At 49.7% G+C, this 26,722-nt stretch carries 25 protein-coding genes and 1 other annotated feature; of the genes, 17 read left to right on the top strand and 8 right to left on the bottom strand.

Going from position 1 to position 26,722, the window contains the following annotated elements:
* The first annotated feature begins 353 nt into the window (after positions 1-353).
* The 5 genes from maeB to U868_RS25030 all read left to right on the top strand — a co-directional run bounded on the left by maeB (position 354) and on the right by U868_RS25030 (position 5,364).
* A complete protein-coding gene (gene maeB / locus U868_RS0109285) occupies positions 354-2,633 on the top strand; it encodes an NADP-dependent oxaloacetate-decarboxylating malate dehydrogenase (protein WP_025153046.1) in 2,280 nt (759 codons plus the stop codon).
* 53 nt (positions 2,634-2,686) lie between these two features.
* Positions 2,687-3,076, top strand: a complete 390-nt coding sequence (locus tag U868_RS0109280) for a VOC family protein (protein ID WP_025153045.1) — start codon at positions 2,687-2,689, stop codon at positions 3,074-3,076.
* A 342-nt stretch (positions 3,077-3,418) separates the two neighbouring features.
* The gene (htpX, locus tag U868_RS0109275) at positions 3,419-4,300 is read left to right on the top strand and encodes a protease HtpX (RefSeq protein WP_025153044.1); all 882 of its coding nucleotides are present in this window, start codon (positions 3,419-3,421) and stop codon (positions 4,298-4,300) included.
* A 226-nt stretch (positions 4,301-4,526) separates the two neighbouring features.
* Positions 4,527-4,949 (top strand): hypothetical protein, encoded by a 423-nt coding sequence (locus U868_RS25035; protein WP_051583038.1) that lies wholly within the window; start codon positions 4,527-4,529, stop codon positions 4,947-4,949.
* A 16-nt stretch (positions 4,950-4,965) separates the two neighbouring features.
* Complete coding sequence (locus U868_RS25030) at positions 4,966-5,364, top strand: hypothetical protein (RefSeq protein WP_051583037.1); 399 nt, start codon at positions 4,966-4,968, stop codon at positions 5,362-5,364.
* 556 nt (positions 5,365-5,920) lie between these two features.
* Here the strand turns inward: U868_RS25030 and U868_RS0109255 are convergent.
* The 3 genes from U868_RS0109255 to hxpB form a co-directional block, all read right to left on the bottom strand.
* Positions 5,921-7,315 carry an L-cystine transporter gene (locus U868_RS0109255; RefSeq protein ID WP_025153042.1) on the bottom strand — a complete coding sequence of 465 codons (1,395 nt, stop codon included), beginning with the start codon at positions 7,313-7,315 and terminating at the stop codon, positions 5,921-5,923.
* Between the two features lie 234 nt (positions 7,316-7,549).
* A complete protein-coding gene (locus tag U868_RS0109250) occupies positions 7,550-8,107 on the bottom strand; it encodes a metal-dependent hydrolase (RefSeq protein ID WP_025153041.1) in 558 nt (185 codons plus the stop codon).
* Positions 8,108-8,271: 164 nt separating this feature from the next.
* Positions 8,272-8,937, bottom strand: a complete 666-nt coding sequence (hxpB, locus tag U868_RS0109240; RefSeq protein WP_025153040.1) for a hexitol phosphatase HxpB — start codon at positions 8,935-8,937, stop codon at positions 8,272-8,274.
* Positions 8,938-9,117: 180 nt separating this feature from the next.
* Between hxpB and U868_RS0109235 the strand changes: the two genes are divergently transcribed.
* Positions 9,118-9,657, top strand: a complete 540-nt coding sequence (locus U868_RS0109235; RefSeq protein ID WP_025153039.1) for a YniB family protein — start codon at positions 9,118-9,120, stop codon at positions 9,655-9,657.
* Positions 9,658-9,727: 70 nt separating this feature from the next.
* On the opposite strand, the gene U868_RS0109230 is transcribed toward U868_RS0109235, so the two are convergent.
* The 5 genes from U868_RS0109230 to U868_RS0109210 all read right to left on the bottom strand — a co-directional run bounded on the left by U868_RS0109230 (position 9,728) and on the right by U868_RS0109210 (position 14,319).
* Positions 9,728-10,591, bottom strand: a complete 864-nt coding sequence (locus tag U868_RS0109230; RefSeq protein ID WP_025153038.1) for a fructosamine kinase family protein — start codon at positions 10,589-10,591, stop codon at positions 9,728-9,730.
* Between the two features lie 194 nt (positions 10,592-10,785).
* Positions 10,786-11,640, bottom strand: a complete 855-nt coding sequence (locus tag U868_RS0109225) for a metal ABC transporter permease (RefSeq protein ID WP_025153037.1) — start codon at positions 11,638-11,640, stop codon at positions 10,786-10,788.
* Positions 11,637-12,512, bottom strand: coding sequence for a metal ABC transporter permease (locus U868_RS0109220; protein WP_025153036.1), 876 nt, complete (start codon positions 12,510-12,512; stop codon positions 11,637-11,639). Before U868_RS0109220 ends, U868_RS0109225 begins: the two co-directional genes overlap by 4 nt.
* Positions 12,509-13,393: a manganese/iron ABC transporter ATP-binding protein gene (locus U868_RS0109215; RefSeq protein WP_025153035.1), complete on the bottom strand. Its 885-nt coding sequence runs from the start codon at positions 13,391-13,393 to the stop codon at positions 12,509-12,511. Before U868_RS0109215 ends, U868_RS0109220 begins: the two co-directional genes overlap by 4 nt.
* The gene (locus U868_RS0109210) at positions 13,390-14,319 is read right to left on the bottom strand and encodes a metal ABC transporter substrate-binding protein (RefSeq protein ID WP_025153034.1); all 930 of its coding nucleotides are present in this window, start codon (positions 14,317-14,319) and stop codon (positions 13,390-13,392) included. Before U868_RS0109210 ends, U868_RS0109215 begins: the two co-directional genes overlap by 4 nt.
* A gap of 237 nt (positions 14,320-14,556) precedes the next feature.
* Here U868_RS0109210 and U868_RS0109205 point away from each other — a divergent pair, with 237 nt between their 5' ends.
* The 11 genes from U868_RS0109205 to U868_RS0109160 all read left to right on the top strand — a co-directional run bounded on the left by U868_RS0109205 (position 14,557) and on the right by U868_RS0109160 (position 26,688).
* Positions 14,557-15,237, top strand: coding sequence for a transglycosylase SLT domain-containing protein (locus U868_RS0109205; protein ID WP_025153033.1), 681 nt, complete (start codon positions 14,557-14,559; stop codon positions 15,235-15,237).
* Between the two features lie 482 nt (positions 15,238-15,719).
* Positions 15,720-17,258 (top strand): phosphoethanolamine transferase, encoded by a 1,539-nt coding sequence (locus U868_RS0109200; RefSeq protein ID WP_029990943.1) that lies wholly within the window; start codon positions 15,720-15,722, stop codon positions 17,256-17,258.
* Between the two features lie 331 nt (positions 17,259-17,589).
* The gene (thrS, locus tag U868_RS0109195) at positions 17,590-19,521 is read left to right on the top strand and encodes a threonine--tRNA ligase (RefSeq protein WP_025153031.1); all 1,932 of its coding nucleotides are present in this window, start codon (positions 17,590-17,592) and stop codon (positions 19,519-19,521) included.
* Between the two features lie 3 nt (positions 19,522-19,524).
* Positions 19,525-20,064 (top strand): translation initiation factor IF-3, encoded by a 540-nt coding sequence (gene infC / locus U868_RS24520; protein WP_071997701.1) that lies wholly within the window; start codon positions 19,525-19,527, stop codon positions 20,062-20,064.
* Between the two features lie 91 nt (positions 20,065-20,155).
* Positions 20,156-20,353, top strand: coding sequence for a 50S ribosomal protein L35 (rpmI, locus tag U868_RS24515; protein WP_004235358.1), 198 nt, complete (start codon positions 20,156-20,158; stop codon positions 20,351-20,353).
* A gap of 40 nt (positions 20,354-20,393) precedes the next feature.
* On the top strand, positions 20,394-20,750 hold the full coding sequence (rplT, locus tag U868_RS0109185; RefSeq protein ID WP_004235362.1) for a 50S ribosomal protein L20: 357 nt from the start codon (positions 20,394-20,396) through the stop codon (positions 20,748-20,750).
* 142 nt (positions 20,751-20,892) lie between these two features.
* Positions 20,893-21,018, top strand: a sequence feature (Phe leader region).
* A gap of 88 nt (positions 21,019-21,106) precedes the next feature.
* Positions 21,107-22,090, top strand: coding sequence for a phenylalanine--tRNA ligase subunit alpha (gene pheS, locus U868_RS0109180; RefSeq protein WP_025153030.1), 984 nt, complete (start codon positions 21,107-21,109; stop codon positions 22,088-22,090).
* A gap of 14 nt (positions 22,091-22,104) precedes the next feature.
* Positions 22,105-24,492, top strand: a complete 2,388-nt coding sequence (gene pheT / locus U868_RS0109175) for a phenylalanine--tRNA ligase subunit beta (RefSeq protein WP_025153029.1) — start codon at positions 22,105-22,107, stop codon at positions 24,490-24,492.
* A 4-nt stretch (positions 24,493-24,496) separates the two neighbouring features.
* A complete protein-coding gene (gene ihfA, locus U868_RS0109170) occupies positions 24,497-24,793 on the top strand; it encodes an integration host factor subunit alpha (RefSeq protein WP_004235369.1) in 297 nt (98 codons plus the stop codon).
* Between the two features lie 111 nt (positions 24,794-24,904).
* Complete coding sequence (gene btuC / locus U868_RS0109165) at positions 24,905-25,915, top strand: vitamin B12 ABC transporter permease BtuC (protein WP_025153028.1); 1,011 nt, start codon at positions 24,905-24,907, stop codon at positions 25,913-25,915.
* Positions 25,915-26,688 (top strand): ATP-binding cassette domain-containing protein, encoded by a 774-nt coding sequence (locus tag U868_RS0109160; protein ID WP_025153027.1) that lies wholly within the window; start codon positions 25,915-25,917, stop codon positions 26,686-26,688. Before btuC ends, U868_RS0109160 begins: the two co-directional genes overlap by 1 nt.
* Positions 26,689-26,722: the final 34 nt, after the last annotated feature.

Below are 26,722 nucleotides of genomic sequence, written 5' to 3'. Positions count from 1 at the left end.
GGACAATTAATTTTTACGCAAAAGTGTTATATGTGCAAATAACAAAGTATTTAAAAATAATAATGTCCCTAATAACATGAAGCATATTATAGGGATAAAGTTCAGGGTTTAAGACTGGAAGATATAATTGGCGGTCTGGCGGGAGAAGGTCGCTATTATCAGATAACCGATAAGGGATATGTTGTTTTTTTCAACAGGTTCAGCACATTAACTACATGAATATTACACTTTTTTCACTATTCCGCTATTTATCAGTATACTGATTATGTAGCGCTGAATAACGTGGCCGGCGGCAGCGCTTACGCCGCCGGTCCGCCCTGACCCTGTTATTAACGCCTGTAAAGGATCCTGAAATGGACGAACAATTAAAACAAAGTGCCCTTGAGTTTCATCAGTTTCCCTCTCCCGGTAAAATTACCGTTACCCCGACCAAACCGCTGACCACCCAGCGTGATTTGGCACTGGCCTATTCACCGGGCGTTGCAGCTCCCTGCCTCGAAATCGCGGATGACCCGCTGGCAGCCTATAAATATACCGCCAAAGGTAACCTGGTCGCGGTCATTTCCAACGGCACGGCGGTGCTCGGCCTCGGCAATATCGGGGCGCTGGCCGGTAAGCCGGTGATGGAAGGAAAGGGGGTTTTATTTAAAAAATTCTCCGGCGTGGATGTTTTTGATATTGAAGTGAATGAAACCGACCCGGACAAACTGGTGGATATCATCGCCTCTCTGGAGCCGACATTCGGCGGCATCAACCTCGAAGATATCAAAGCACCTGAATGTTTTTATATTGAAAAGAAACTGCGTGAACGCATGAAAATCCCGGTCTTCCATGATGACCAGCACGGTACCGCGATTATCAGCACCGCTGCGGTTCTTAACGGATTGCGCATTGTTAACAAGGCAATCGGCGATGTTCGTCTGGTGGTGTCCGGTGCGGGTGCCGCCTCTGTTGCCTGTATGAACCTGATGGTGCTGCTGGGCCTGAAACGTGACAATATTATTGTCTGTGACTCCAAAGGGGTTATCTACAAAGGCCGTGAAGCCAATATGGCGGAAACCAAAGCAGCATATGCCATTGACGACAATGGCATGCGGACACTCGCGGATGCGATGCCGGGCGCTGATATTTTCCTCGGCTGCTCCGGGCCGGGCGTACTGACACCGGAGATGGTCAAAGGTATGGCACGTGACCCGCTGATCCTGGCGCTGGCTAATCCGGAACCGGAAATTTTGCCGCCGCTGGCACTGGCTGTCCGTCCGGATGCCATTATCTGCACCGGGCGTTCAGATTACCCGAACCAGGTCAATAATGTGCTCTGCTTCCCGTTCATTTTCCGCGGCGCGCTGGATGTCGGCGCAACGGCAATTAATGAAGAGATGAAACTGGCCTGCGTGAAGGCGATTGCGGATCTGGCGCTGGCAGAGCAGAGCGAACAGGTCGCCTCCGCTTACGGTGGTCAGGAATTATCTTTCGGGCGTGAATATATTATCCCGAAACCGTTTGATCCGCGCCTTATCCTGAAAATTGCCCCGGCAGTGGCAAAAGCGGCTATGGAAACCGGCGTGGCGACACGTCCGATTGAGGATTTCAGTGTCTACCTGGAACACCTCAATGAGTTTGTCTACAAAACCACGCTGTTTATGAAGCCGGTTTTCTCTATGGCACGCAAAGACCGCAAACGCATCGTGCTGGCTGAAGGGGAAGAACCGCGCATACTGCATGCGACACAGGAGCTGGTCAGCATGGGGCTGGCGTATCCTGTTCTGATTGGCCGCCCGGATGTGATTGAAATGCGAATTAAAAAACTGGGACTGCAGATTGTGCCGGGCCGGGATTTTGAAATCGTTAACAATGAAAGTGATCCGCGTTTTGCTGAATACTGGCAGGAATATTATCAGCTGATGAAGCGTAAGGGCGTGACCCAGGAACAGGCCCGCCGTGCCATTATTACTAACCCGACCAGTATCGGTGCCATCATGGTACACCGTGGCGAGGCGGACGGCATGATTTGCGGGATAATCGGTGATTATCATGATCATTACCGGATTGTGGAAAATGTGTTTGGTTTCCATGACGGAGTGCACACGGCGGGCGCGATGAATGCGCTCAGCCTGCCGACGGGGAACACGTTTATCGCGGATACCTATGTGCATGATGATCCGACTGCAGAACAACTGGCGGAGATCACGCTGATGGCGGCTGCTGCGGTGCGCCGGTTCGGTATTGAGCCGAAAGTCGCGTTGTTATCCCGTTCCAGCTTCGGTTCCTGTCCGTCACCGTCCGCAGAAAAAATGCGCGATACCCTGGCGCTGATCCGCGAGCGGGAACCATCACTGGAAATTGACGGGGAAATGCACGGTGATGCGGCGCTGGTGGAGGCTATCCGCCGTGATCTGATGCCGGACAGCCCGCTGAAAGGCGCGGCAAACCTGCTGATCATGCCGAACGGGGAAGCAGCCCGTATCAGCTATAACCTGCTGCGGGTGACGACCTCGGAAGGGGTGACGGTCGGTCCTGTACTGATGGGGATTAATAAACCGGTGCATATTCTGACGTCTATCTCCTCTGTGCGGCGTATCGTCAACATGGTGGCGCTGGCGGCGGTGGAAGCACAGACTCAGCCGTTGTAAAACAAAGCATGCAAATCAAACGCCCCGGTAACGGGGCGTTATACAGGAAAGATATGCTGAAGATTGAAAAAGTGGATCATATCGCCGTGATTGCTTCTGACCTCACGGCCAGTCTGGCGTTTTACTGTGATGCACTGGGATTTACCGTGCTCAGTGAGCACTACCGCGCGGAACGGGGTTCTTACAAGGTGGATCTGGCACTGAACGGGGAGTATCTGCTGGAGCTCTTTACCTTTCCGGCAAGCCCGCCCCGCGTATCACAGCCGGAAGCCTGCGGTCTGCGCCATCTGGCATTTGCAGTGCAGGATCTGACCGCATGGGAAACACATCTGAAACACTGCGGTATCCGTTGTGACAGCATCCGCACGGATGAATTTACCGGTAAATCCTTTTTCTTCTGTTTTGACCCGGATAATCTGCCGGTAGAGTTTTATGCCCGCTGACGGATAAAAAAAAGCCAGCGCGATGGCTGGCTGAGAAACTTCGAAATACTGGAAGCAATGTGAGCAATGTCGTTTGCCAATACCTTAGTAATTTACTCAGGTACCTACAACGAGAATGATAATTTTTCCCATTTAAAAAGTAAAGTGTTTTTTTAATAAAAAACGCTGATTATCTGCACAGAAAGCCAAACCGCACAAAACAGCAAAAGATCACTTTATTAAAATTAAGTGTAAAGTTGTTTAATAATTAAAGTTATTCGGTTAAAAAGCCTTGAAATATGGCAAAATGCCCCTATTTTCTGAGGCATATGATGGGCACACTAGTTAAAGGATCATACTGATATGATGCGAATTGCATTATTTTTACTCACAAACCTGGCCGTAATGGTCGTCTTCGGCATTATTCTGTCGCTGACCGGCGTTCAGAGCCGAAGTGTGACCGGACTGATGATCATGGCAGGGTTATTTGGCTTCGGCGGCGCATTTGTGTCTCTGCTGATGTCAAAATGGATGGCGCTGCGCTCTGTCGGCGGGCAGGTGATCACTAATCCGTCCACTCAGACGGAGTACTGGCTGATGGAGACGGTACGCCGTCAGGCACAGCAGGCCGGTATCGGCATGCCGGAAGTGGCGATTTACCACGCACCGGACATTAACGCCTTTGCAACCGGCGCGCGCCGTGATGCGTCACTGGTAGCGGTCAGTTCCGGGTTACTGGAAAATATGAGCCGCGATGAGGCGGAGGCGGTTATCGCCCATGAGATCAGCCATATCGCGAATGGTGATATGGTGACCATGACGCTGTTACAGGGCGTGGTAAACACCTTTGTTATCTTTATTTCCCGTATTCTGGCGCAACTGGCGGCAGGTTTTATGTCAAACAACAATGACGAAAACGCCGGCAGTCAGGGTAACCCGATGATTTATTTCGCGGTATCGATGGTACTGGAAATTGTGTTCGGCATTCTGGCCAGCATTATCACCATGTGGTTCTCACGCCGCCGTGAATTCTATGCGGATGCGGGCTCCGCAAAACTGGTGGGCCGCGAGAAGATGATCGCCGCACTGCAACGCCTGAAAACCAGCTATGAACCGCAGGAAGAGGGCAGCATGATGGCGTTTTGCATCAACGGCCGCAATAAGTCATTCAGCGAACTGTTTTTATCACATCCGCCGCTGGATAAGCGAATTGAAGCACTGCGCAGCGGTGAATTTCTGAATTAATCATTATATACTGATAAAAAGGCCGTAACGCCTAGCGTTACGGCCTTTTTTATATCTGTTTACTGAGTAAATCAGCAATAATACCGGGACTTTAGTACTGACCATCGCCGAAAAAATAGTAACTAAAACTGAGCTTGTACTTTCACAGAGATTATGGAATATTGCAATTTAGCTTAAGTGTCTACGTGATATCGGTGCTGTATGTCTGTCTGATGTAAGGGAATATATGAACGATAAGAAATATGATCCGACAATGAGCGGATATCTCGGTGACATTCTGAGCGGAAAAGCGAAAATCAACGAACTTCGTCCTCAGCACGAGTTTTTTGATGCCATCGGGCTGGAAAAACAGTTACGGGACAATGAACGTGTCATTGTTTTGCTGACACTAAAAGAAGCAGCAGGAATGCTGGAAGAATTGAAAAATAACGGCAGATCCTATATCCGCGATGCATACTCTTTTACCAGTTCCTATATCGGCAATATCCGCGAGGGATTTTCTGTCGCTGAGTTATTACGTGAATTTAATTTTAAATTTGGTATTACAGCAACAGAGTATGTTGCTGCGAATGGCAGTGTCATGATTAAACTCAGCGGCTATGCCGGGCTGCGCCACAGATTAAACGCCACGACTTTATCTTGCGAATAACGGTAAAATAATTGGTATGGGTATTGGCCGGCAGGGACTCAATTCTGCGACAATTAGCGGTATGCGTTATACCTTTATCGCCGCTGCAGGATTCCGGTTGTTACAGCTTATCTTTCAGAAAGATTATGACCTGTATAATTTTGTCGGTGATATTACCATGGATGTTGCTAAATTAGGTGTAGCTTCGTTTGTGGCATGGGGAGGTGGGTCTACGTTTCTGGCTGTAACATCGGCTTTATCTATTGGTGCAAGTCCTTTAATTGTTGGCGTTATTGTGTTCGGTTTAGGTCTTGGGATTGCTTATGGCTTAAATTATATAGATGAAAAATATCAAATTAATGAAAAACTTATTGAAAAAATGAGAGAAGTTAAGAGTCAACCTGAAGGTGATAAATACTGGAAGGGAAATAGATAATGAATAAAGGTAAATTAATAAAACTTTCACTTTCTTTATTTTTATTTTTTATAATTTCTTTTGGTGTTTTTTTATTGGGTGTGTTTTCGGTTTATGATTTTTTTAATGCGTCCGATGTTGTTTCATTGTCATATTCATCCACGTTGTGTCTTTCTGGTATAATTATCAGCTATTTGTTTCTAAGTCTATTATACAACTTAATAACTCAAGTGATAATGAAAAAACCAAAAAAAATGTTTCTTATCAAATGGCAGGAATATTACTTGTTATTTGGTTTTTTTATCTTTCCCTATTACTTGGATAGGTAGTTATTACCTAATATCTCATAATTATCAAAAATGTCCGCCAACTGATATTTTCACGCAATACTACGTGACAGATCTATCTCTGTGTTCGGTCCCTTACTATGAAGAAAGAACTGATGTAAAAAAATGAACTGACTGATAAGTAAAGCCGCGCTGGTGGATTATTTCCGGCGCGGCTTTTGCGTATTGCAGAGTCACTCTGGTGCACGGTGGTGCATTTCTGTTATCTGACGATAATCAGCGGCGGGATATTATCCCTGCTGCAAATCTTCGTCGTTATCATTATTAAACAGGGTTTTGTCTGTCTGACCCAGGATCTGGCTGGTGACTGTCCCGGCGGTCATGGAACCACTGACGTTCAGTGCGGTACGGCCCATATCAATCAGCGGCTCGACAGAGATCAGCAGTGCAACCAGGGTGACCGGCAGACCCATGGCAGGCAGAACAATCAGTGCCGCGAAAGTCGCACCGCCGCCGACACCGGCAACACCGGCAGAACTGACGGTCACAATACCGACCAGTGTGGCAATCCACAGCGGATCAAACGGGTTGATACCCACTGTCGGGGCAACCATCACCGCCAGCATGGCCGGGTAAATCCCCGCACAGCCGTTCTGGCCGATGGTGGTTCCGAAGGAAGCCGCGAACCCGGCAATAGAGTCAGGAATACCGATACGGCGTGTCTGTGCCTCCACACTCAGCGGAATACTGGCTGCACTTGAACGGCTGGTAAAGGCGAAGGTCAGTACCGGCGCGATTTTGCGGAAGAAACGCAGCGGGTTGATACCGGCAATACCGACAATAAGACCGTGAACCACAAACATCAGCAGGATCGCAATATAAGAAGCAACAACGAAAGTCCCTAACTTAATGATGTCCTGAATGTTTGAACCGGCAACCACTTTGGTCATCAGGGCAAACACACCGTACGGGGTAAAGCGCATCACCAGACGCACCAGTTTCATCACCCACGCCTGCAGGATATCAATCGCGCTGAGCACTTTGGCACCGCGCTCTTCGTTGTCTTTAATCAGCTGAAGTGCCGCCACACCCATAAAGGCGGCAAAAATCACCACGCTGATGATGGAGGTCGGGTTAGCGCCGGTCAGGTCAGCAAACGGGTTTTTCGGAATAAAGGACAGGATCAGCTGCGGCAGGGTCAGGTCAGACACTTTGCCTGCATACTGGGATTCCAGCTGGGTCAGACGTGCGGTTTCTTTCACGCCCTGGATCAGACCGTCTGCTGTCAGGCCGAAAGCGAGGGTGATCAGAATACCGATTAAGGCGGCAATTGCCGTGGTGATCAGCAGGGTGCCGATCGTCAGCATGCTGATTTTACCCAGTGAAGATGCCTGGTGCAGACGGGCAACTGCGCTGAGAATAGATGCGAAAACCAGCGGCATAATTACCATCTGTAACAGCTTCACATAGCCGTTACCGACAATATCAAACCATGGCAGGGCCTGTTTTACCGCGTCATGTTCTGTCCCGTAGAATGCATTCAGCCCGAGGCCGAACAGAACACCGATCACCAGACCGGTGAGTACTTTTTTGGACAGACTCCAGTCTTTATTGCTGCAGAGCTTCATCAGCACCAGCAGCAGAATAACGAATATAGCGAGATTGCTGATTAATGGAAAATTCATCCCGGTCTCCGATACCTGTTGGTATGTTGTTATAGTGTGTTGATTGCATCGTATACAGTTATGGCGATGCCGAAACTGTAAAAGATACGTTATAGATTAACAGGAGTTTTCTGCATCACTTATAACGAATCTGAATTATCTATAGCTATATTGTAGATCACAGGGATTGATTTGACATGAATAGTCACTAAACAGGCTATTTTCAATATCCTTTGGTTATATAAGATGAATTGCTTATAGCCGGGCTGTTATCTGAGTCAGCACCAGCTCCCGCAGATGATCCCACCAGACTTCCCAGTGTGCAGGCAGATAGAACGAGGCCACCAGCACAATCAGCGCCACACTGCGTTCTGCCCGTTTATTGGCTTTACTGCCCAGCAGCGGAATACAGAAGCGCCAGCGTACCGGCCATAACAGCGGGATCCCGGCAGTTGTCAGCATATCCCCGGCCAGATGGCTGAGATACCCGACAATTACCGCCTGATAAAAATCCGCCGGGACAGACCAGCTGACCGGCAGTTGTGTGCGGAACAGAATAACGCCGATCAGAATAGCCAGCAGGCTGTGCGTGAAACCCCGGTGCCCGCACAGGCGCGAAATTGGTACAGAAATAAAGCGGACCCACTGCCCCAGCATGGATTTCGGATGGTCAATATCCGGCAGAAGTGCGCCGGCGAGAGCGCCGGGGATCAGGTGCAGCCAGTCCCCCTGACTGATATCAGGCGAAATCTGAAGCTGGTGAACCATCACTACAGAAGCGACAGAGAAAAGCAGGTGACCCTCAGCTGTCATGATACCGGGTAAATACTCAGGTGTTTATTTATACAGTGTTACAGTATAAAGTCTTTTATGACGCCCGGCCAGAGGGTAATAAAGAAAAAGGCTTATTTATTAATGAATAACTCCGGAATATTTCACTGATGGAGCAGGCGGGATATTTCCCGCCACAAAAATAATCAGCTGACCATGGCTGCGGTCAGTTCACTGAGTGATGACAGGCGGTAATCTGCCAGTGACCAGCGCGGATCGGCGGCCATTTCAGCGGCGGGTACCACAATGGAGCGCATACGGGCGGCTTTACAGGCAATCATACCGTTAACCGAATCTTCCAGCGCAACACACTGTACCGGCGGAACACCCAGCGCTTCAGCAGCATTCAGATACACCTGCGGATGCGGCTTGCTGTAAGGCAGATCACCGGCAGACACCACCGCATCAAAATAATGGCGGATGTTAAACATCTCCAGTACGGATTCCAGCATATAGAGCGGCGAGGCGGACGCCAGGGCGATTTTCAGTCCCTGTGACCGGCACAGGGACAGTGCATGTTCCACTCCGGGCAGGAGCGGACGCTCTTTTTTCACCATGGCAATCGTGGAATCAATAATCCGCTGGATGACGTCTTCTTTAGACGGTGTCTGCCACGGCGAAACCTGATACCACAGCTCCACGACCTGGTCGATACGCAGACCCAGCATATCGGGCAGCTTATCCCGCAGTGACATATCCAGGCCGATGCTGCTGAAAACCTGATTTTCGCTCTGAAGCCAGAACGGCTCGGAATCAATCAGTAAACCATCCATATCAAAAATAGCGGCCTGTACCGGTAAGGCGTGGGACATAGTGTATGCTCCTGAGATCCTGCAATGAATGAAAACCCGCTCTGATTGTAACAAGACGGGGCGGAGAGTTCATTAAGTGACTTAATCATTTCCGGGGTAAAAAAGTCCGGAATAATGATAATGATCTTCTCCTGATTTCTGCGCTATGATGACAGGGAAAAAATCAAATGAGGAAAGCGCATGACGCTGCAACAGGCACGCTGGGTTGCTGTATTTAAACGGGTGGCAGGCTGGGTGGTTTTTATTCCGGCTCTGATCTCAACCCTTGTTTCGTTACTGAAACTGGCTCATCAGCAGAGTACCGGCAGTGATAAAATTAATGCCGTTATCGGGGATTTTATTAATGTGGTGACGGAAATGATCCGTGTGAATACACCGTTCCTGAACACATTCTGGAATAACTCCCCAGTACCGGATAAATTACTCGGTTTTGAAGGTCACAATCTGAGTTTTTTACTGATTTATATCCTGATGTTTGTTGGGCTGGCGCTGAGTGCATCCGGTATCCGTATGTCCCGGCAGGTAAAGTTTATCCGCGAGAATATTGAAGATCAGGCCATCATTGAAAATGCCAGAGAGAGCGGAAAAACACCGGCGGATTTAATCGCCAGAATACGGATTCCGAATCACACTATTTTCCGGCAGATTTTTGTGCTGTATGTGCTGCCGGTGTTTATCGGCGCGATTGCGTGGTTCTTAATTAAGTTTCTTAACTGGTAAGCAGAACAGCCGGAATAAAAATACCCCGCCGAGTCTCCGGCGGGGTATTTTTTTATCGGCAAAACAGGGATTAACCGGCGAGAATATCGTCAATAATCGCCTGTGCGCTCTGATAATAACGATCACCAAACAAATGGCTGCGGTGAAGCTGGTAATAGAGCTGATACAGCGGCTGGCGCTCTAAGAAACCACTGTCCAGCGGCCAGACCTGCTGATAGCCGTCGAGGATTTGCATCGGCAGTTCAGGGAAAAAAGAGAGCATCGCCAGGTCACACTCGCGATCTCCCCAGTAACACGCCGGATCAAATGCGACAGTGCCGCCGTCAGCCACCGCCGCACAGTTTGACGGCCACAGGTCACCGTGCAGCAAAGAGGGCTGCGGCTGATGGTCAGACAGTTTTTGCTGTACACGCCGGATAATGCTGTCAATATCACCGAAAATGATACCTTTCTCTTTTGCCAGCTGTAACTGCCAGCCGATGCGTTTTTCAGCAAAGAACGAAGCCCATTTTTTATCCCAGGCATTCGGCTGAGGATTGGTGCCGAGCAGGTTATCGTCATCGAAGCCGTAACGGGGTTGCTCATGCCACTGGTGCAGACGCGCCAGCTGTTGCCCGAACATATAGGCGGAATGGGAATCAAAAGGCTTCAGCGGCAGATATTCCATAATCAGGAAGCTGAACTCTTTTGTCGACCCGACACCATAAACGGCGGGGGTTGTCAGTGTATGGCTGCGGCTGAGAGCATCAAGCTGCTCTGCCTCGGTTTTGAATACCTGCAACATGTCACGCCGGTTATATTTGATAAAAACCGGATGATCGCCGTAACGGGCACTCCGGGAACGGTGGATTTCACCGCCATCGAGTTGTTTCTTGTCAGAGAACGAGTGTTCGCCGAAATGTTCACTGAGTATACGTCCTGCTGCCTGCCACATGAGCCACCTCACTAAGCCGTCTATCAGTTAGTCTATCTTACCGCCGGAAAATAAAAGAAAAAAGCGGATATCTCACACAAATTACACAGTAAGCGCAGGGAAAGACAGAAAAGGACAAAAACGGATGGCTGTTTCGGAAGAGTCCTGAAGCGGGGGATATCCCGGTGACTGAATATCCCCCGTGATGCGGAAGGTCAGACAATCTGTCTGCGGCGTTTGAGGGCAGATAACCGCAGCTGGTTATAAATCAGTGCCAGCACAAAATAGAGTGCCTGTACCAGCACAATACAGGCACCGGTGGCGCCGTCGATATGGAAGCTGACGACAGTGCCGATATAGCTGGAGCTGACAGAGACCAGAATCGCCACCAGAATCATTTTGCCGAAACTGCGGCACAGCAGGAAAGCGATGATACCCGGCGAAATAAGCATAGCGATCACCAGAATGATCCCGACAGCCTGGAGTGAGGCGACGATAGTCAGTGCCAGCAGTGATAACAGCCCGTAGTGCAGCATGCGGACCGGCAGACCGATAACCCGGGCCTGGTTGGGATCAAAGCAGTACAGCATGAAATCTTTGTATTTCACCATCAGTACCACCATGGTCAGCCCCGCGATAATCAGGGTCTGACGCAGCTCAGCCTGAGTGATCCCGAGGATGTTGCCGAACAGAATGTGGGTCAGGTGTTGTTCGGTATCAATGCGGGTAAACAGCACCAGGCCGAGGGCAAACATACCGGAGAACACAATTCCCATGACGGTATCTTCTTTGATCCGGCTGTGTTCTTTCAGGTAACCGGTGGCAAAAGCACAGAAAAGCCCCGATACAAACGCCCCGATAATCAGCGGAATGCCCATCACGAAAGCCAGCACAATACCCGGCAGGACAGCATGGGAAATCGCATCCCCCATCAGCGACCAGCCTTTGAGTACCAGAAAGCAGGAAAGAACGGCACAGACCGCGCCGGTCAGAATAGCGGCAAACATAGCCCGCTGCATAAACGGAAAGGCAAACGGATCAATAAACAGAGAGGTCAGAAAATCACTCATGAGTTTGCCTCCTGACGCAGTTTTGCTGATTCACGGCGGGCACGGCGGCGGGCGGAGAGCATGCCGTGTTTTGGTGCGAAGAAGAAGGCAATCAGGAAAACAATAGTCTGTAAGGTCACAATCATGCCGCCGGTCGCACCGTTCAGGAAATAACTGATGTAGGCACCGGCACTGCTGGTGACCGCCCCTAAAATAACGGCGATAATCAGCAGCTTTTTAAACTGATCGGTCAGCAGATAGGCGGTGGCTCCCGGGGTAATAACCATCGCAATGACCAGAATCGCCCCGACTGTCTGGAGTGCCGCGACAGTACAGGCACTGAGCAGGGTAAAGAAAATAATTTTCAGCGCCAGCGGGTTCAGGCCGATAGAGCGGGCATGGGTTTCATCAAAGAATACCACCAGCAGATCTTTCCAGATAAACATCAGCACGAGGAAAGAAACCGCAATAATAATTTCCACCTGCAGCATGTCTTCATCGGCAATCCCGAGGATATTCCCCATAATAATGGTCTGCACATTTACCGAGGTCGGATTCAGGGAAACGATCAGCAGACCGGCGGCAAAGAAAGTGGAAAATATAAATCCGATCACCGCATCTTCCCGCAACCGTGTCAGATGACGGACAAAGGTCATGGAAAGGGCCGCCAGCATCCCGGTGAAAAACGCACCGACAGAGTAGGGGAAGCCGAGAGCGTAAGCCCCTGCCACACCGGGAACTACGGAGTGGGAGAGGGCATCCCCCATCAGTGACCAGCCCTTGAGCATCAGGTAAGCGGACAAAAATGCACACACGGCACCGACAATGCCGCTCACCCAGATGGCTTTCACCATATAGTTGTATTCAAACGGCTGGAGTAACAGCTCTGTCATGGCTGCTCGTCCTTACTGCCGGTTTTTACCGTCAGATTATCCTGATGGCCGTAGAAGACAGCGGCGCGTTCGTCATCCGTAATAACGGTCAGTGAACGCGGGTCATCGTCGTCATGCAGATCCGGCCCGGACAGATTGATATGACGCAGCACACCACCGAAGGTTTTTTCCAGGTTTTTCTGTGTAAATGTGGTGGCAGTCGGGCCGCTGTCGAGCACCGTACGGTTTATCAGGATCACATGATCACAGAATTCCGGTACACTGCCGAGGTTATGGGTGGAGACCAGCACCAGATGTCCCTCTTCGCGCAGTGAACGCAGTAAATCGATAATGGCATTCTCTGTTTTGACATCCACACCGGTAAACGGCTCATCCAGCAGCAATACTTTGCCGTTCTGTGCCAGGGCGCGGGCCAGAAACACGCGCTTTTTCTGGCCGCCGGAAAGCTCGCCTATCTGGCGGTGGCCCAGCCCGGTAAGACCGACACGCTCCAGGGCATCGGCGACAGCTTTTTTGTCCTCTTTACCGGGAATACGCAGAAAGCCCATTTTCCCGTAACGACCCATCATCACCACATCAGAGACCAGAACCGGAAAGTTCCAGTCCACTTCTTCTGTCTGCGGGACATAGGCAATCACATTCTTTTTCAGCGCGGCACGCACCGGTTCATCATTCAGTGTCACCCGGCCCTGTGTCGGTGTGACCAGCCCCATAATGGTTTTAAACAGGGTGGATTTACCGCTGCCGTTAATACCGACGAGGGCACAGATAGAGCCGCCCTCTATGCGGAAACTGGCATCAAAAATTGCGGTATGGCCATTGTTATAAGTGACAGTGGCGTTATCAACAACCAGCTGTGGTTTGCTGAATTGATCACTCATTGATGAAATCCTTTGGCGATAGTATCTACAGTGGTATTGAGCAAATCAATATAGGTCGGAACAGGGCCGTCAGCGGCAGACAGGGAATCCACATACAGTACACCACCGTACTCTGCGCCGGTTTCTTTGGCGACCTGTTTAGCCGGTTTATCAGAAATGGTGCTTTCGCTGAAGACGACCGGAATTTTATATTCACGGACAGTATCAATCATGTGGCGAACCTGTTGCGGGGTACCTTGCTCTTCTGCGTTAATCGGCCACAGATACACTTCCTGAAAACCGTAATCATTGGCCAGATAACTGAATGCACCTTCACTGGTTGCCAGCCAGCGCTGGTTTTCCGGGATGTTGGCCAGACGGGCACGGAGCGGGGCATCAAGTGCTTTTATCTTCGCTGCATACTCAGCCGCATTTTTATTGTAGGTTTCCGCATTCGCAGGATCATGTTTGACCAGCGCAGCCCGGATATTTTCGATGTACATCAGCGCATTGGTCGGGGACATCCAGGCATGCGGGTTCGGGTTACCGTTATATGCGCCGCCGCGGATAGAGTTAGGGGTAATACCTTCTGTAATGACAACCGCCGGGACATCCTGTAAATTTTCAAAGAAGCGCTCAAACCAGCGTTCCAGGTTCAGACCGTTCCACAGGATCAGATCTGCATCCTGCGCCCGCATAATATCTTTCGGGGTTGGCTGATAGTCATGGATTTCAGCACCCGGTTTGGTGATGGATTCCACAACAGCGGCGTCACCGGCCACATTCTGCGCCATATCCTGAATGATAGTGAACGTGGTAACAACCTTGAATTTTTTCTCTGCCGCCGCGGAATATCCGCTGACCGCGCACAGGGTAAGCAGCAGCACAGCGTGGCGGAATATCTGTGTCAGGGACGGAAGGGAAAAGGTATTTTGTTTTTTGTTCATATTATCAGCCTGCCTGGTTAAAGTGTGACAATTACTAAGGATATCGTTATTGATAATGATTATCAATATCATTTATTGTTGTCAAGCACTTCCGTAATATTGTTATAACATTCAGTACGATCAATTCACACTATGCTATGAATCACATAAAATGTAAAAGTTAAGTAAACTCCTTTTGGTTTATGTGTGTTTTCAGTATTCTTAGCTTCGTCAGAAAGCCGGATGAAGGGTAACAGAGTGAAAAAAACCGTTAGTGTGATTGCGTTAGCATTATTGTTGGCGGGCTGCTCAGGAAGCAGCAAACAGTCCCGTACCGGTTCCGGTGGCTGGATAACGCCGCCATCGTCCGGTATCAGTGATTATTCCGCCTATCCGGTAAAGGGCAGCGGGGTCTATCCGGCCACGCCGTTTGATCAGTTTATCCGCCAGGCATCCAACCGTTATGAAGTCGATGAAACACTGATCCGCGCCATTATTGAGGTGGAATCCTCTTACCGGCCGGATGTGATCAGCACATCCAACGCGGTGGGCCTGATGCAGATTAAAGCTTCAACCGCCGGGCGCGATGCCTACCGTGTGAAAGGCCGCAACGGCGAACCGAGCACCCGCGAACTGCTGGATCCGCAAACCAATATCGACATCGGTACCACCTATATCCGGATTATCCGAGACCAGCATCTGGCAGGTATTACCGATCCGCAAACCCTCAATTACGCTACGATCGTCTCTTATGTCAATGGTGCCGGCGCATTACTGCGTACGTTTGATAACAATCGCGCCCTGGCGATTGAAAAAATTAACGCATTGTCAGCCGATGAGTTTTATGAGCATGTGCAGAGTAAACATCCTGCGTCACAGGCTCCCCGTTATCTGTGGAAAGTCAAAAATGCATACCGTGCACTGGCGATGGCAGACTGACCTTCTGATTTTCCCTTCCTGAGCGCTTCTCCGTTGCAGATACTGCGCTGCAGTGTGAATCTGCAGCGGACTTGTCCCGCTGTAAAAAATCTGTCTGGCCTTTTTATTTATATGGCACGCCCGTTCCCTGTGTATAAAAAGCATACGACCTGTATCATTAATAGCGAAGAAAAGAATGAGGGAGTGCGGGGAATTGCGTGTTGTGCGGAAAAATAAAAAAAAGCCCTGATTCAGTATCAGGGCAATGAGAAATACCAAAAGTTCACTTATCTCTACTACGGTTGGAGTATAACGGACAACATTTTACAATTGGTGAATTAAGAATGATAAATTGTATCAATGTTTTACCTGATAGTTCAGTAGTATGAATGATTGAGGCCCGGGATTGTTACAAAGCGGTCGTCCCCGGAGGAAAGTCCCGTTATAATGCGGGACTTTTTCTGTTCTGATAATTAAAATTACCGGGTATGATGACAACACGTATGTTAAGAATTTTTATTGCGACAGCCGGGCTTTTTCTGTTTCTGTCGGTTCTGCATTTAAGTTTTGGTTATGAATATAAGTTTATTTATGTTCTCAGTGCGGCGGCACTGCTTACATTCTGCCTGTCGTTCAGCAGAGTGCTGTATATTCTGCTGCTGACGATATATTTACTTTCGGGCCTTATCTACGGGGCGGTGGGGATTAATTACGGTTATCCTGATGTGAATGCGGTTGGTTCACTGATGTATACGGATAATGGTGAATCACTGGAATATATTGCCGGACTGCCGTTCAAAACCTATCTGTATCTTGCCGGACTGCTGGTATTTGCAGGCTGCGCGTTGCTGATGAAACCACTGAAAAAACGTCATCAGCGTATTGCACTGTTTACCGTCTTTTTTATTACCGCATTCTGGTCATCCTCAAAAGATTATATTCAGGGAAAATCTGAGGGGGTTGTCTCGGTATTTCGTTCCGGTCTGCCGGAAATTCGTTTTTTCCGTGACAGTTATGAAAGCTATGCGGAAATCCGCAAAGACAACCTGCGTTATGCGAAAGTGATTGAAACCAGTGACCACTGGAACCCGCAAGTGACAGAAACCGGTTATGACACCTATATTCTTGTTATCGGTGAAAGTGTCCGCAAAGACTTTATGCATGCGTTCGGTTTTGAATTACACCCGAATACGCCGTGGATGAGCAGCCGCAACGGCCTGTTTTTCGATAACTATATTTCTGCATCCGGCTCTACCACGCTGTCTCTGACAAATGCACTTGCTGTCCGTGAAGGGAAGGTGACAAACCTGAGTGATAATCTGGTGACGCTGGCCAATAAAGCCGGTTTTCATACATACTGGATTTCAAATCAGCATATGAAAGGTATTTATGATTCCCCTGTCGGTATTATGGGGAAAAAAGCCGGGTTTTATCATTTTCTCGCCCCGAACCGCTCGGATAAAGGCGGGCCGGATGAAATGCTGCTGCCGTTCGTCCGCGATGCACTGGCAGAGAAGAACGGTAAAAAACTGATTGTGGTGCATTTAATCGGCTCTCATCCGCAGCCATGCGGAAGGCTGACTGAAAATTTCGATAAATTCATCGGTTCCCGTAATATTTCCTGTTATATCAAAAGTATTGAGAACACCGATAAATTACTGTCCGATATTGCCGGGATGGCAGGGCAGGAGCATCAGCGCTGGACAATGGCTTACTTCTCTGACCACGGTCTGCTGTTTACGGATAAGGGCACGGAGAATACCAATCTGACACACGGCGACAGCATGAAACAAAATTTTCAGGTGCCGTTTTTTATTACGGCGTTTGATGCACAGTCACAAAACCGTATAACACATTTCCGCAGCGGATTATCGATGCTGCCGCTGCTGAGTCAGTGGATGGGTATTAAAGAAGCTAAGCTGGATAATCATTGTGACTGGCTGCGGGATACGGAATGTGCCGGCCAGAGAAATGTGGTGGATTTTAAAAATGAACTGAAATCATTTGATTCATTACCGGAAGACAATCCGGTTCTTCCCTGAGAACGGCCTGCGGCGGATTCTGACAGTACAAAAAATGATTTAAAATCCGCCGCAGACACTGTTTTAAAAAGAAAATGTTCATAATTTCTGCATTCTTTGTGACACGGCACACTTTTTCAGATACCTGGTCACATAAATCTATTAATCCTTATTTGCTGTGCTAGTATGGATTTTGAGTTCCGGCAAGGGCGCCCGGCAGATTATGATCCGCTGGTGTGACCCGGCTTGCAATGTACGCAAGAAATTGCCGGTAACGTACTGAAAATCAAATAAATGAGATTTCTATATGTGATCTTACGTATGGGTCACCACTGTAGATAAGGATTTAAAAATGCCTGTAATTACTCTTCCTGACGGCAGTCAGCGCCAGTTTAACCATCCTGTTTCTGTCCTTGATGTTGCGAATGATATCGGTGCCGGTCTGGCGAAAGCCTGTATCGCGGGTCGTGTCAACGGTACGCTGGCTGATGCCTGCGACATGATTGAGCACGATGCAAATTTAGCCATTATCACCGCCAAAGACGAGGAAGGACTGGAAATTATCCGCCACTCCTGTGCTCACCTGTTAGGTCATGCCATTAAACAATTATGGCCGGACACCCGCATGGCGATTGGTCCGGTAATCGATAACGGTTTCTATTATGACGTTGATCTTGATGAGTCACTGACCCAGGAAGACCTCGAGAAACTCGAACAGCGGATGATGGAACTCGCCAAAAAAGATTATGACGTGGTGAAAAAGCGCGTCACATGGGGCGAGGCCCGCGAGATGTTCGTTTCCCGCGGTGAAGATTACAAGGTTGAAATTCTGGACGAAAATATCGGTCAGGATGAGCATCCTGCACTGTATTTCCATGAAGAATATGTCGATATGTGCCGTGGTCCGCACGTACCGAACATGCGCTTCTGCCATAACTTCAAATTGCAGAAAGTGGCCGGTGCCTACTGGCGCGGCAACAGCGAAAACAAAATGCTGCAACGTATTTACGGCACCGCGTGGGGCGATAAGAAGCAGTTAGCCGCTTATCTGCAGCGCCTGGAAGAAGCCGCAAAACGTGACCACCGTAAAATCGGTAAGCAGCTTGACCTGTATCATATGCAGGAAGAAGCGCCCGGTATGGCGTTCTGGCATAACGACGGCTGGACAATTTTCCGTGAGCTGGAAGTGTTCGTCCGTGTGAAACTGAAAGAGTATGATTACCAGGAAGTGAAAGGTCCGTTTATGATGGACCGCGTTCTGTGGGAAAAAACAGGACACTGGGAAAACTACAAAGAGCACATGTTCACAACGTCTTCCGAGAACCGTGAATACTGCATTAAGCCGATGAACTGTCCGGGTCACATTCAGATCTTCAACCAGGGTCTGCGTTCTTACCGTGATCTGCCGCTGCGTATGGCGGAGTTCGGCAGCTGTCACCGTAACGAATCTTCCGGTGCACTGCACGGTCTGATGCGTGTCCGCGGCTTTACGCAGGATGATGCGCACATCTTCTGTACAGAAGAGCAGGTAATGGACGAAGTCAGTTCCTGTATCCGCATGGTCTATGACATGTACTCCACTTTCGGCTTTAAAAAGATTGTGGTTAAACTGTCCACCCGTCCGGAAAAACGCATCGGTTCTGATGTCCAGTGGGACAAAGCCGAAGCTGATCTGGCAAGTGCCCTGAAAGAAAACAACATTGAATTCGAATATCTGCCGGGCGAAGGTGCCTTCTACGGGCCGAAAATTGAATTTACTTTGTATGATTGTTTGGATCGTGCATGGCAATGTGGTACAGTGCAGCTCGATTTCTCTCTGCCGGCTCGTCTGGGGGCAACTTATGTTGCCGAAAACAATGAACGTGTGACCCCGGTGATGATTCACCGTGCGATCTTAGGCTCGATGGAGCGCTTCATTGGTATCCTGACTGAAGAAACTGCCGGTTTCTTCCCGACATGGTTAGCGCCTAACCAGGTAGTGGTGATGAACATCACTGATTCTCAGGCCGATTATGTCCGGGAAGTCGTCAAAGAACTGCAGGATGCCGGCATTCGTGCAAAAGCAGACTTGAGAAATGAGAAGATTGGCTTTAAAATTCGTGAACACACGTTACGACGTGTTCCGTATATGCTGGTCTGCGGTGATAAAGAGATGGAAACAGGCGAAGTGTCTGTTCGTACCCGCCGCGGTAACGATCTTGGCAGCATAAACGTGAGCGAATTTAAAGACGCACTGCTTGAAGAAATTCGCAGTCGCAGACTTGAAGAACAACCGGAGGAATAAGGTATTAAAGGCGGAAAAAGAATTCAAACAGCACGTCCGAACCGTATCAATACGGAAATCCGTGTCAATGAAGTTCGTTTAACTGGTCTTGAAGGCGAGCAGCTTGGTGTTGTCAGCCTGAAAGAAGCTCTTGAGAAAGCCGAGGAAGCCGGGGTTGATTTAGTTGAAATCAGCCCTAATGCCGAACCGCCCGTTTGCCGTATCATGGATTACGGCAAATTCCTCTACGAGAAAAGCAAATCGGCTAAAGAGCAGAAGAAGAAACAAAAAGTTATTCAGGTCAAGGAAATCAAATTCCGTCCTGGCACAGATGAAGGCGACTATCAGGTCAAACTACGCAACCTGGTTCGTTTTCTTGAAGATGGCGATAAAGCCAAAATCACACTGCGGTTCCGTGGTCGTGAAATGGCGCACCAGCAGATTGGTATTGAAGTGCTTAACCGCATCAAAGACGATCTGAGTGAATTAGCTTCCGTCGAATCCTTCCCGTCGAAGATCGAAGGTCGCCAGATGATCATGGTGCTCGCTCCTAAGAAGAAATAGTCCGGCAATCCAAGTAATAAACACCGGGGGCAACCCCGGCTTTTATTCGCCGGGTTAATTCGTTGTTTAACAATGCGAAGTGGAAATAAAAATGCCAAAGATTAAAACTGTACGTGGTGCAGCTAAGCGTTTCAAAAAAACCGCTAAAGGTGGTTTCAAACGTAAGCACGCTAACCTCCGTCATATCCTGACTAAAAAATCAACTAAGCGTAAACGTCATTTACGTCCGAAAGGTATGGTCTCCAAAGGGGATCTGGGTTTAGTTGTCGCTTGCCTGCCATACGCATAAGCAAGTTTTTTAGCAAAGTTTACGACTTTAGGAGATTAGTATGGCTCGTGTAAAACGTGGTGTCATTGCTCGCGCACGTCACAAAAAAATTCTGAAACAAGCGAAAGGTTACTACGGTGCCCGTTCGCGCGTTTATCGTGTTGCCTTCCAGGCAGTAATCAAAGCTGGCCAGTATGCTTACCGTGACCGCCGTCAGCGTAAGCGTCAGTTCCGTCAGCTGTGGATTGCACGTATCAACGCAGCAGCTCGTCAGAATGGTCTGTCTTACAGCCGTTTTATCAACGGTCTGAAAAAGGCATCCATCGAAATCGATCGTAAGATCTTAGCCGATATCGCTGTATTCGATAAAGCCGCATTTACTGCGCTGGTCGAAAAAGCAAAAGGCGCTCTGGCGTAATTGTTCAGACAGAAGAGGGAGCTTGCTCCCTCTTTTGCTGTCCGGCAAAAAAAATCTGCTGAATGAATAATTTGTCATTGTATATCCGCATGTTTTTCGCGTACTATGGCAAAACACATCCGGTTAACTGATAAATAGTTGAGAAAATGAATAATATCGTTTCTTTCCGCTTCTTTTTTTACTTTAGCGCCTGAACTCAGGGGGCTTTGCGCGTAAAAAAGAAACGAAAAGTAACGCCGTAAGCCTCCTGAATGGAGGCTTTTTTGTTTCAGGGGTTTGCCGGAACGGGAAGATAATGACGTCCGGCAGCGCCGTTGTCATAATTGAAGACCACAGGGTCAGAGGAATAGGAAAACATGCCACATCTCGCTGAACTGGTTGCTGAGGCAAAAGCAGCCGTCGAAGAGGCAAAGGATGTTGCAGCGCTGGAATCGGTACGTGTTGAATACCTGGGTAAAAAAGGGCATTTAACCTTACAGATGCAATCGCTGCGGGATCTGCCGCCGGAAGATCGTCCTGCTGCGGGTGCAGTGATTAACGAAGCCAAACAAGAGGTTCAGACCGCACTGAATGCCCGTAAAGATTCCCTGGAATCTGCGGCGCTCAATGCCCGTCTGGCTGAAGAACGGATTGATGTCTCCCTGCCGGGACGCCGCATGGAAAATGGCGGTCTGCATCCGGTCACCCGTACCATTGAGCGTATCGAAACCTTTTTCGGCGAACTGGGTTTTTCGGTGGAATCCGGCCCTGAAATTGAAGACGACTATCATAACTTTGATGCACTGAATATTCCTGCACACCATCCGGCCCGTGCTGATCACGATACTTTCTGGTTCGATGCCAAACGCCTGCTGCGTACGCAGACCTCCGGCGTGCAAATCCGTACCATGAAAGATAAACAGCCGCCAATCCGCATTATTGCGCCGGGCCGCGTTTACCGTAATGACTACGATCAGACTCACACCCCGATGTTCCATCAGACAGAAGGCCTGATTGTGGATACTGATATCAGTTTCACCAATCTTAAAGGCACACTGCATGATTTCCTGAATCATTTCTTCGAAGAAGAAGTACAGGTGCGTTTCCGTCCGTCCTACTTCCCGTTCACTGAACCGTCAGCGGAAGTGGATGTGATGGGTAAAAACGGTAAATGGCTGGAAGTGCTGGGTTGCGGGATGGTACACCCGAATGTGCTGCGCAATGTCGGCATTGATCCGGACATTTACTCCGGCTTCGCCTTTGGTATGGGGATGGAGCGCCTGACTATGCTGCGCTATGGCGTGAGCGATTTACGCGCATTCTTCGAAAATGACCTTCGTTTCCTCAAGCAATTCAAATAAGGCGGGATACTCTCATGAAATTCAGTGAACTCTGGTTACGCGAATGGGTAAACCCGGCTGTCAGCAGCGACGCGTTATCTGATCAGATCACCATGGCCGGCCTGGAAGTGGACGGTACAGAAGCCGTTGCCGGTCAGTTTAACGGTGTGGTTATCGGCGAAGTGGTTGAGTGCGGACAGCACCCTAACGCCGACAAACTGCGTGTGACAAAAGTGAATACCGGCGGTGACCGTCTGCTCGATATCGTCTGCGGCGCACCAAACTGCCGTCAGGGGCTGCGTGTGGCTGTTGCGACAGTCGGCGCGGTCTTACCGGGCGATTTTAAAATCAAAGCTGCCAAACTGCGCGGCGAGCCGTCAGAAGGTATGCTTTGCTCATTCTCTGAGCTGGGTATCAGCGCTGATCACAGCGGCATTATTGAATTACCGGCAGATGCGCCGATCGGTACTGATCTGCGTGAGTATATGAAGCTGGATGATACCGCGATTGAAATCAGCATCACGCCGAACCGTGCGGACTGCCTGAGCATCCGTGGTGTGGCCCGTGATGTGGCGGTTCTCAATAAGATGGATTATCAGGCTCCGGATATGTCACCGGTCGCCGCTGTTCATCAGGACATGTTCCCGATCCGTGTTGATGCGCCGCAGGCGTGTCCGCGTTTTACCGGACGTGTGATTAAAAATGTCGATGTGACAGCAAAAACCCCGCTGTGGATGGTGGAAAAACTGCGTCGCGGCGGCATCCGCTCTATCGATCCGGTCGTGGATATCACTAACTACGTTCTGCTGGAGCTGGGTCAGCCACAGCATGCCTACGATCTGGATACCCTTGAGGGTGAGCTGATTGTCCGCATGGCAGAGCAGGGCGAAAAACTGACACTGCTGGACGGCAACGAAGTCACGCTGACGGATAATATTCTGGTCATTGCTGATCGCCGTGGTGCGCTGGGCATGGCCGGTATTTTCGGCGGTGAGCACTCCGGTGTGTCTGACACCACCAAAAATATTCTGCTGGAAACCGCGTTTTTTAATCCGCTGGCGATTACCGGCCGTGCGCGTCAGTATGGTCTGCATACCGATGCCTCACACCGTTTTGAGCGCGGCGTGGATCCGCAGTTACAGCGTATCGCGGCTGAGCGTACCACACGCCTGATTCTGGATATCTGCGGCGGTGAGCCGGGCGAAATCATTGAAGTAGTTTCTGAGGCGGATTTACCTGAAGCAGCAACGATTACGCTGACCCGCAACAAGCTTGATCGTCTGATTGGTCACTATGTGGATGACGCACAGGTAACGGATATTCTGACCCGTCTGGGCTGCGATGTGAAAATGTCTCAGGATCAGTGGCTGGTGACGGCGCCGTCATGGCGTTTTGATATGGAAATTGAGGAAGATCTGGTGGAAGAAGTGGCCCGTATTTACGGCTACAACAATATCCCGGATGTTCCGCTGCGTGCAGATCTGATTATGACCTCGCGTCACGAAGCACATCTGCCGCTTAAGCGAGTGAAAACACTGCTGGTTGACCGTGGTTTCCAGGAAGCGATCACTTACAGCTTTGTCGATCCGAAGATTCAGGCTCTGCTGCATCCGGGCCAGGACGCCATTATTCTGCCGAATCCGATCTCTGCGGACATGTCAGCCATGCGTCTGTCATTGCTGACCGGCCTGTTAAGCACCGTTGTGTACAACCAGAACCGTCAGCAGAGCCGTGTCCGCCTGTTTGAATCAGGCCTGCGCTTTGTACCGGATGCGGCCGCAGACCTCGGGATCCGTCAGGAAACCATGCTGGCTGGCGTTATCGCCGGTAACCGCAATGAGGAGCACTGGTCATCAGAAAAACAGGTTGTTGATTTTTATGATTTAAAAGGTGATCTGGAAGCGATTTTCGAATTGACTGGTAAATTAGATCGTGTATCGTTTAAAGCAACGACGAATCCGGCCCTCCATCCGGGACAAGGTGCTGAGATTTATCTGGAAGATGAGCATATCGGCTATATCGGTGTGGTTCATCCGGAACTGGAGAAAAAACTGGATCTCAACGGCCGTACGGTTGTCTTTGAAATCCGCTGGGACGCACTGACAAACCGTATTATTCCTGAGGCTGAAGCAATTTCACGCTTCCCTGCGAACCGCCGGGATATCGCCATCGTTGTGCCGGAAAACGTCGCTGCGCAAGACATTCTGAACGAATGTAAAAAAGTTGGCGTAAATCAGTTAGTTGGCATAAACTTATTTGACGTGTACTGTGGTAAGGGTGTTGCTGAGGGTTATAAGAGTCTGGCGATCAGTCTGACCTTACAGGATACAGAGCGTACACTTGAAGAAGATGAAATTGCAGCAACCGTAAACAAATGCGTTGCCGCGTTGCAACAGCGATTTAAAGCATCCTTGAGGGACTAAACCTATGGCGCTTACTAAAGCTGAAATGTCAGAAAATCTGTCGGAAAAACTGGACCTGAGCAAACGCGATGCGAAGGACCTGGTTGAGCTGTTTTTTGAAGAGGTACGCCGTTCTCTTGAGAATGGTGAGCAGGTGAAATTATCCGGTTTCGGAAACTTTGATCTGCGGGACAAGAATCAGCGTCCGGGCCGTAACCCGAAAACGGGTGAAGATATTCCTATCACAGCCCGTCGTGTTGTCACTTTCCGTCCGGGGCAGAAGCTGAAAGCCAAGGTCGAGAAATCGACACCGAAAGAGTAAGACCTGAAACGACCTCTTATGAGGTCGTTTTCTTTTCTGTGGTTTGTCAGACATTAACCGCTTTCTGACTCAGGTATACTGCCTCCCGTCTTGAACAATGACAGGGATCTCATGCATATTCACAACCCCATCACGAAACTGGTACAGACGCGGAAAAAGCGGGATGTACAGCGCATAATTCTTCTTTCCGTTACCTTGCTGATAATGATCGCCGTTGCACTGTGCGCCGGTGAGATGTGGATTTTACCGGACCAGTGGTTATCTGAAACCGCACAGCTGTTTGTCTGGGATCTGCGTTTCCCGCGTGTGCTGGCGGTGATTGCCGTGGGCGCCGGTCTGGCAATGGCCGGTGCGGTGATGCAGGCTATCTTTGAAAACCCGCTGGCGGAACCGGGATTACTCGGCGTGAGTAACGGCGCCGGGGTGTTTGTTGTTTTTATCGTGCTGTTTTTCAAAGGCATGCCGCCGCTGTGGGTGCTGGGAGGCGGCGCGGTGATCGGGGCGACACTGCTGACCCTGATTCTGCTTTATTTTGCTCATTTCCGGCGGCTGAGTAACAGCCAGTTGCTGCTGGTCGGCGTGGCACTCGGGGTTATCTGCGGCGCATTTATGACCTGGATGGTGTATTTCAGCACCAGTCTGGATTTGCGTCAGCTGATGTACTGGATGATGGGGAGTTTTTCCGGAGCGGACTGGCGGCTCAGTCCGTTGCTGGCGGCGATAGCCGTGGTGGCGGTGTGGCTGCTGTGGCAGGCGCCGGTGCTTAACTATCTTGCGCTGGGCGAGGTCAGTGCTCAGCAGCTCGGGGTATCGGCACACCGCTGGCGCAATGTGTTTATTATCGCCGTCGGGCTGCTGATCGGCCTGAGTGTGGCGGTGGCGGGCGCTATCAGTTTTATCGGGCTGATTATTCCGCATATGCTGCGGCTGATGGGTATTACCGATCACCGGACATTATTACCCGCCTGCGCACTATTCGGCGCAGTCAGTCTGCTGCTGGCGGATTTATGCTCACGGCTGATTTTATCTAATGCCGAAATTCCGATCGGCGTGGTGACTGCAACTATCGGTGCACCTGCCTTTATTTATCTGCTGACCCGGCATCACGGAGGGCGCCGCTGATGGAAAATGTGTTACTTGATGTCAGCGGGATCCGCATCGGCCGCCGTCTCGCCTGTGATGCCCTGCAATTTTTTGCCGGGCAGCAAATCCATCTGCTGGGGCCGAACGGCTCCGGTAAGAGCACATTACTGGCGGCACTGGCGGATGCTGTGCGCTATGACGGGCAAATCCGCTATCGCGGTACAGATTTAAAAACGATCCCCAAACGGCAGCAGGCACAGTTCCGCGCGTACCTGACTCAAACCACCGATTGCGTCCCGGTGATGACCGTGTTTCAGTATCTGCAGCTCTATATGCCGGCGGTGCAGGAAAATACACAACTTATTTATCAGCTGTGCGGTGATTTTCAGCTGGAGTTGTTATTACCGCGTATGCTGACGCAATTATCCGGCGGAGAATGGCAGCGGGTAAAAATAGCGGCGATATTTCTGCAATTATGGACAACCGGTGATCTGTCCGGGAAATACCTGTTACTGGATGAGCCGCGTAACCACCTGGATATTACCCAGCAGGCAATGCTGGATAAATGGATAGCCCGGTTTTGTGAGCAGCGGGGGACGATTATTACCAGCGGTCATGATTTAAACCACAGTTATCTGCATGCGGATGCAGTGGTGTTACTTAAAGCCGGTCAGGTACTTGCAGCCGGTGAAACTCAGATAATGATGACTGAAGATATTTTGAGCGAACTTTTCCAGTCCGAAATAAAAAGCATCAGACCAACACAAGAAACACAGTGGCAAATAACAGATTGGCATCAACAACAGCGCTGATTTTTGTTATCATGCCGCACTCCGTTGCGGTTAT

This window comes from Morganella morganii H1r (assembly GCF_000633515.1).
GTDB lineage: Bacteria > Pseudomonadota > Gammaproteobacteria > Enterobacterales > Enterobacteriaceae > Morganella > Morganella morganii_B.
The sequence above is the reverse complement of the archived record's forward strand: the minus strand, read 5'-3'. Positions and strand labels throughout refer to the sequence as shown.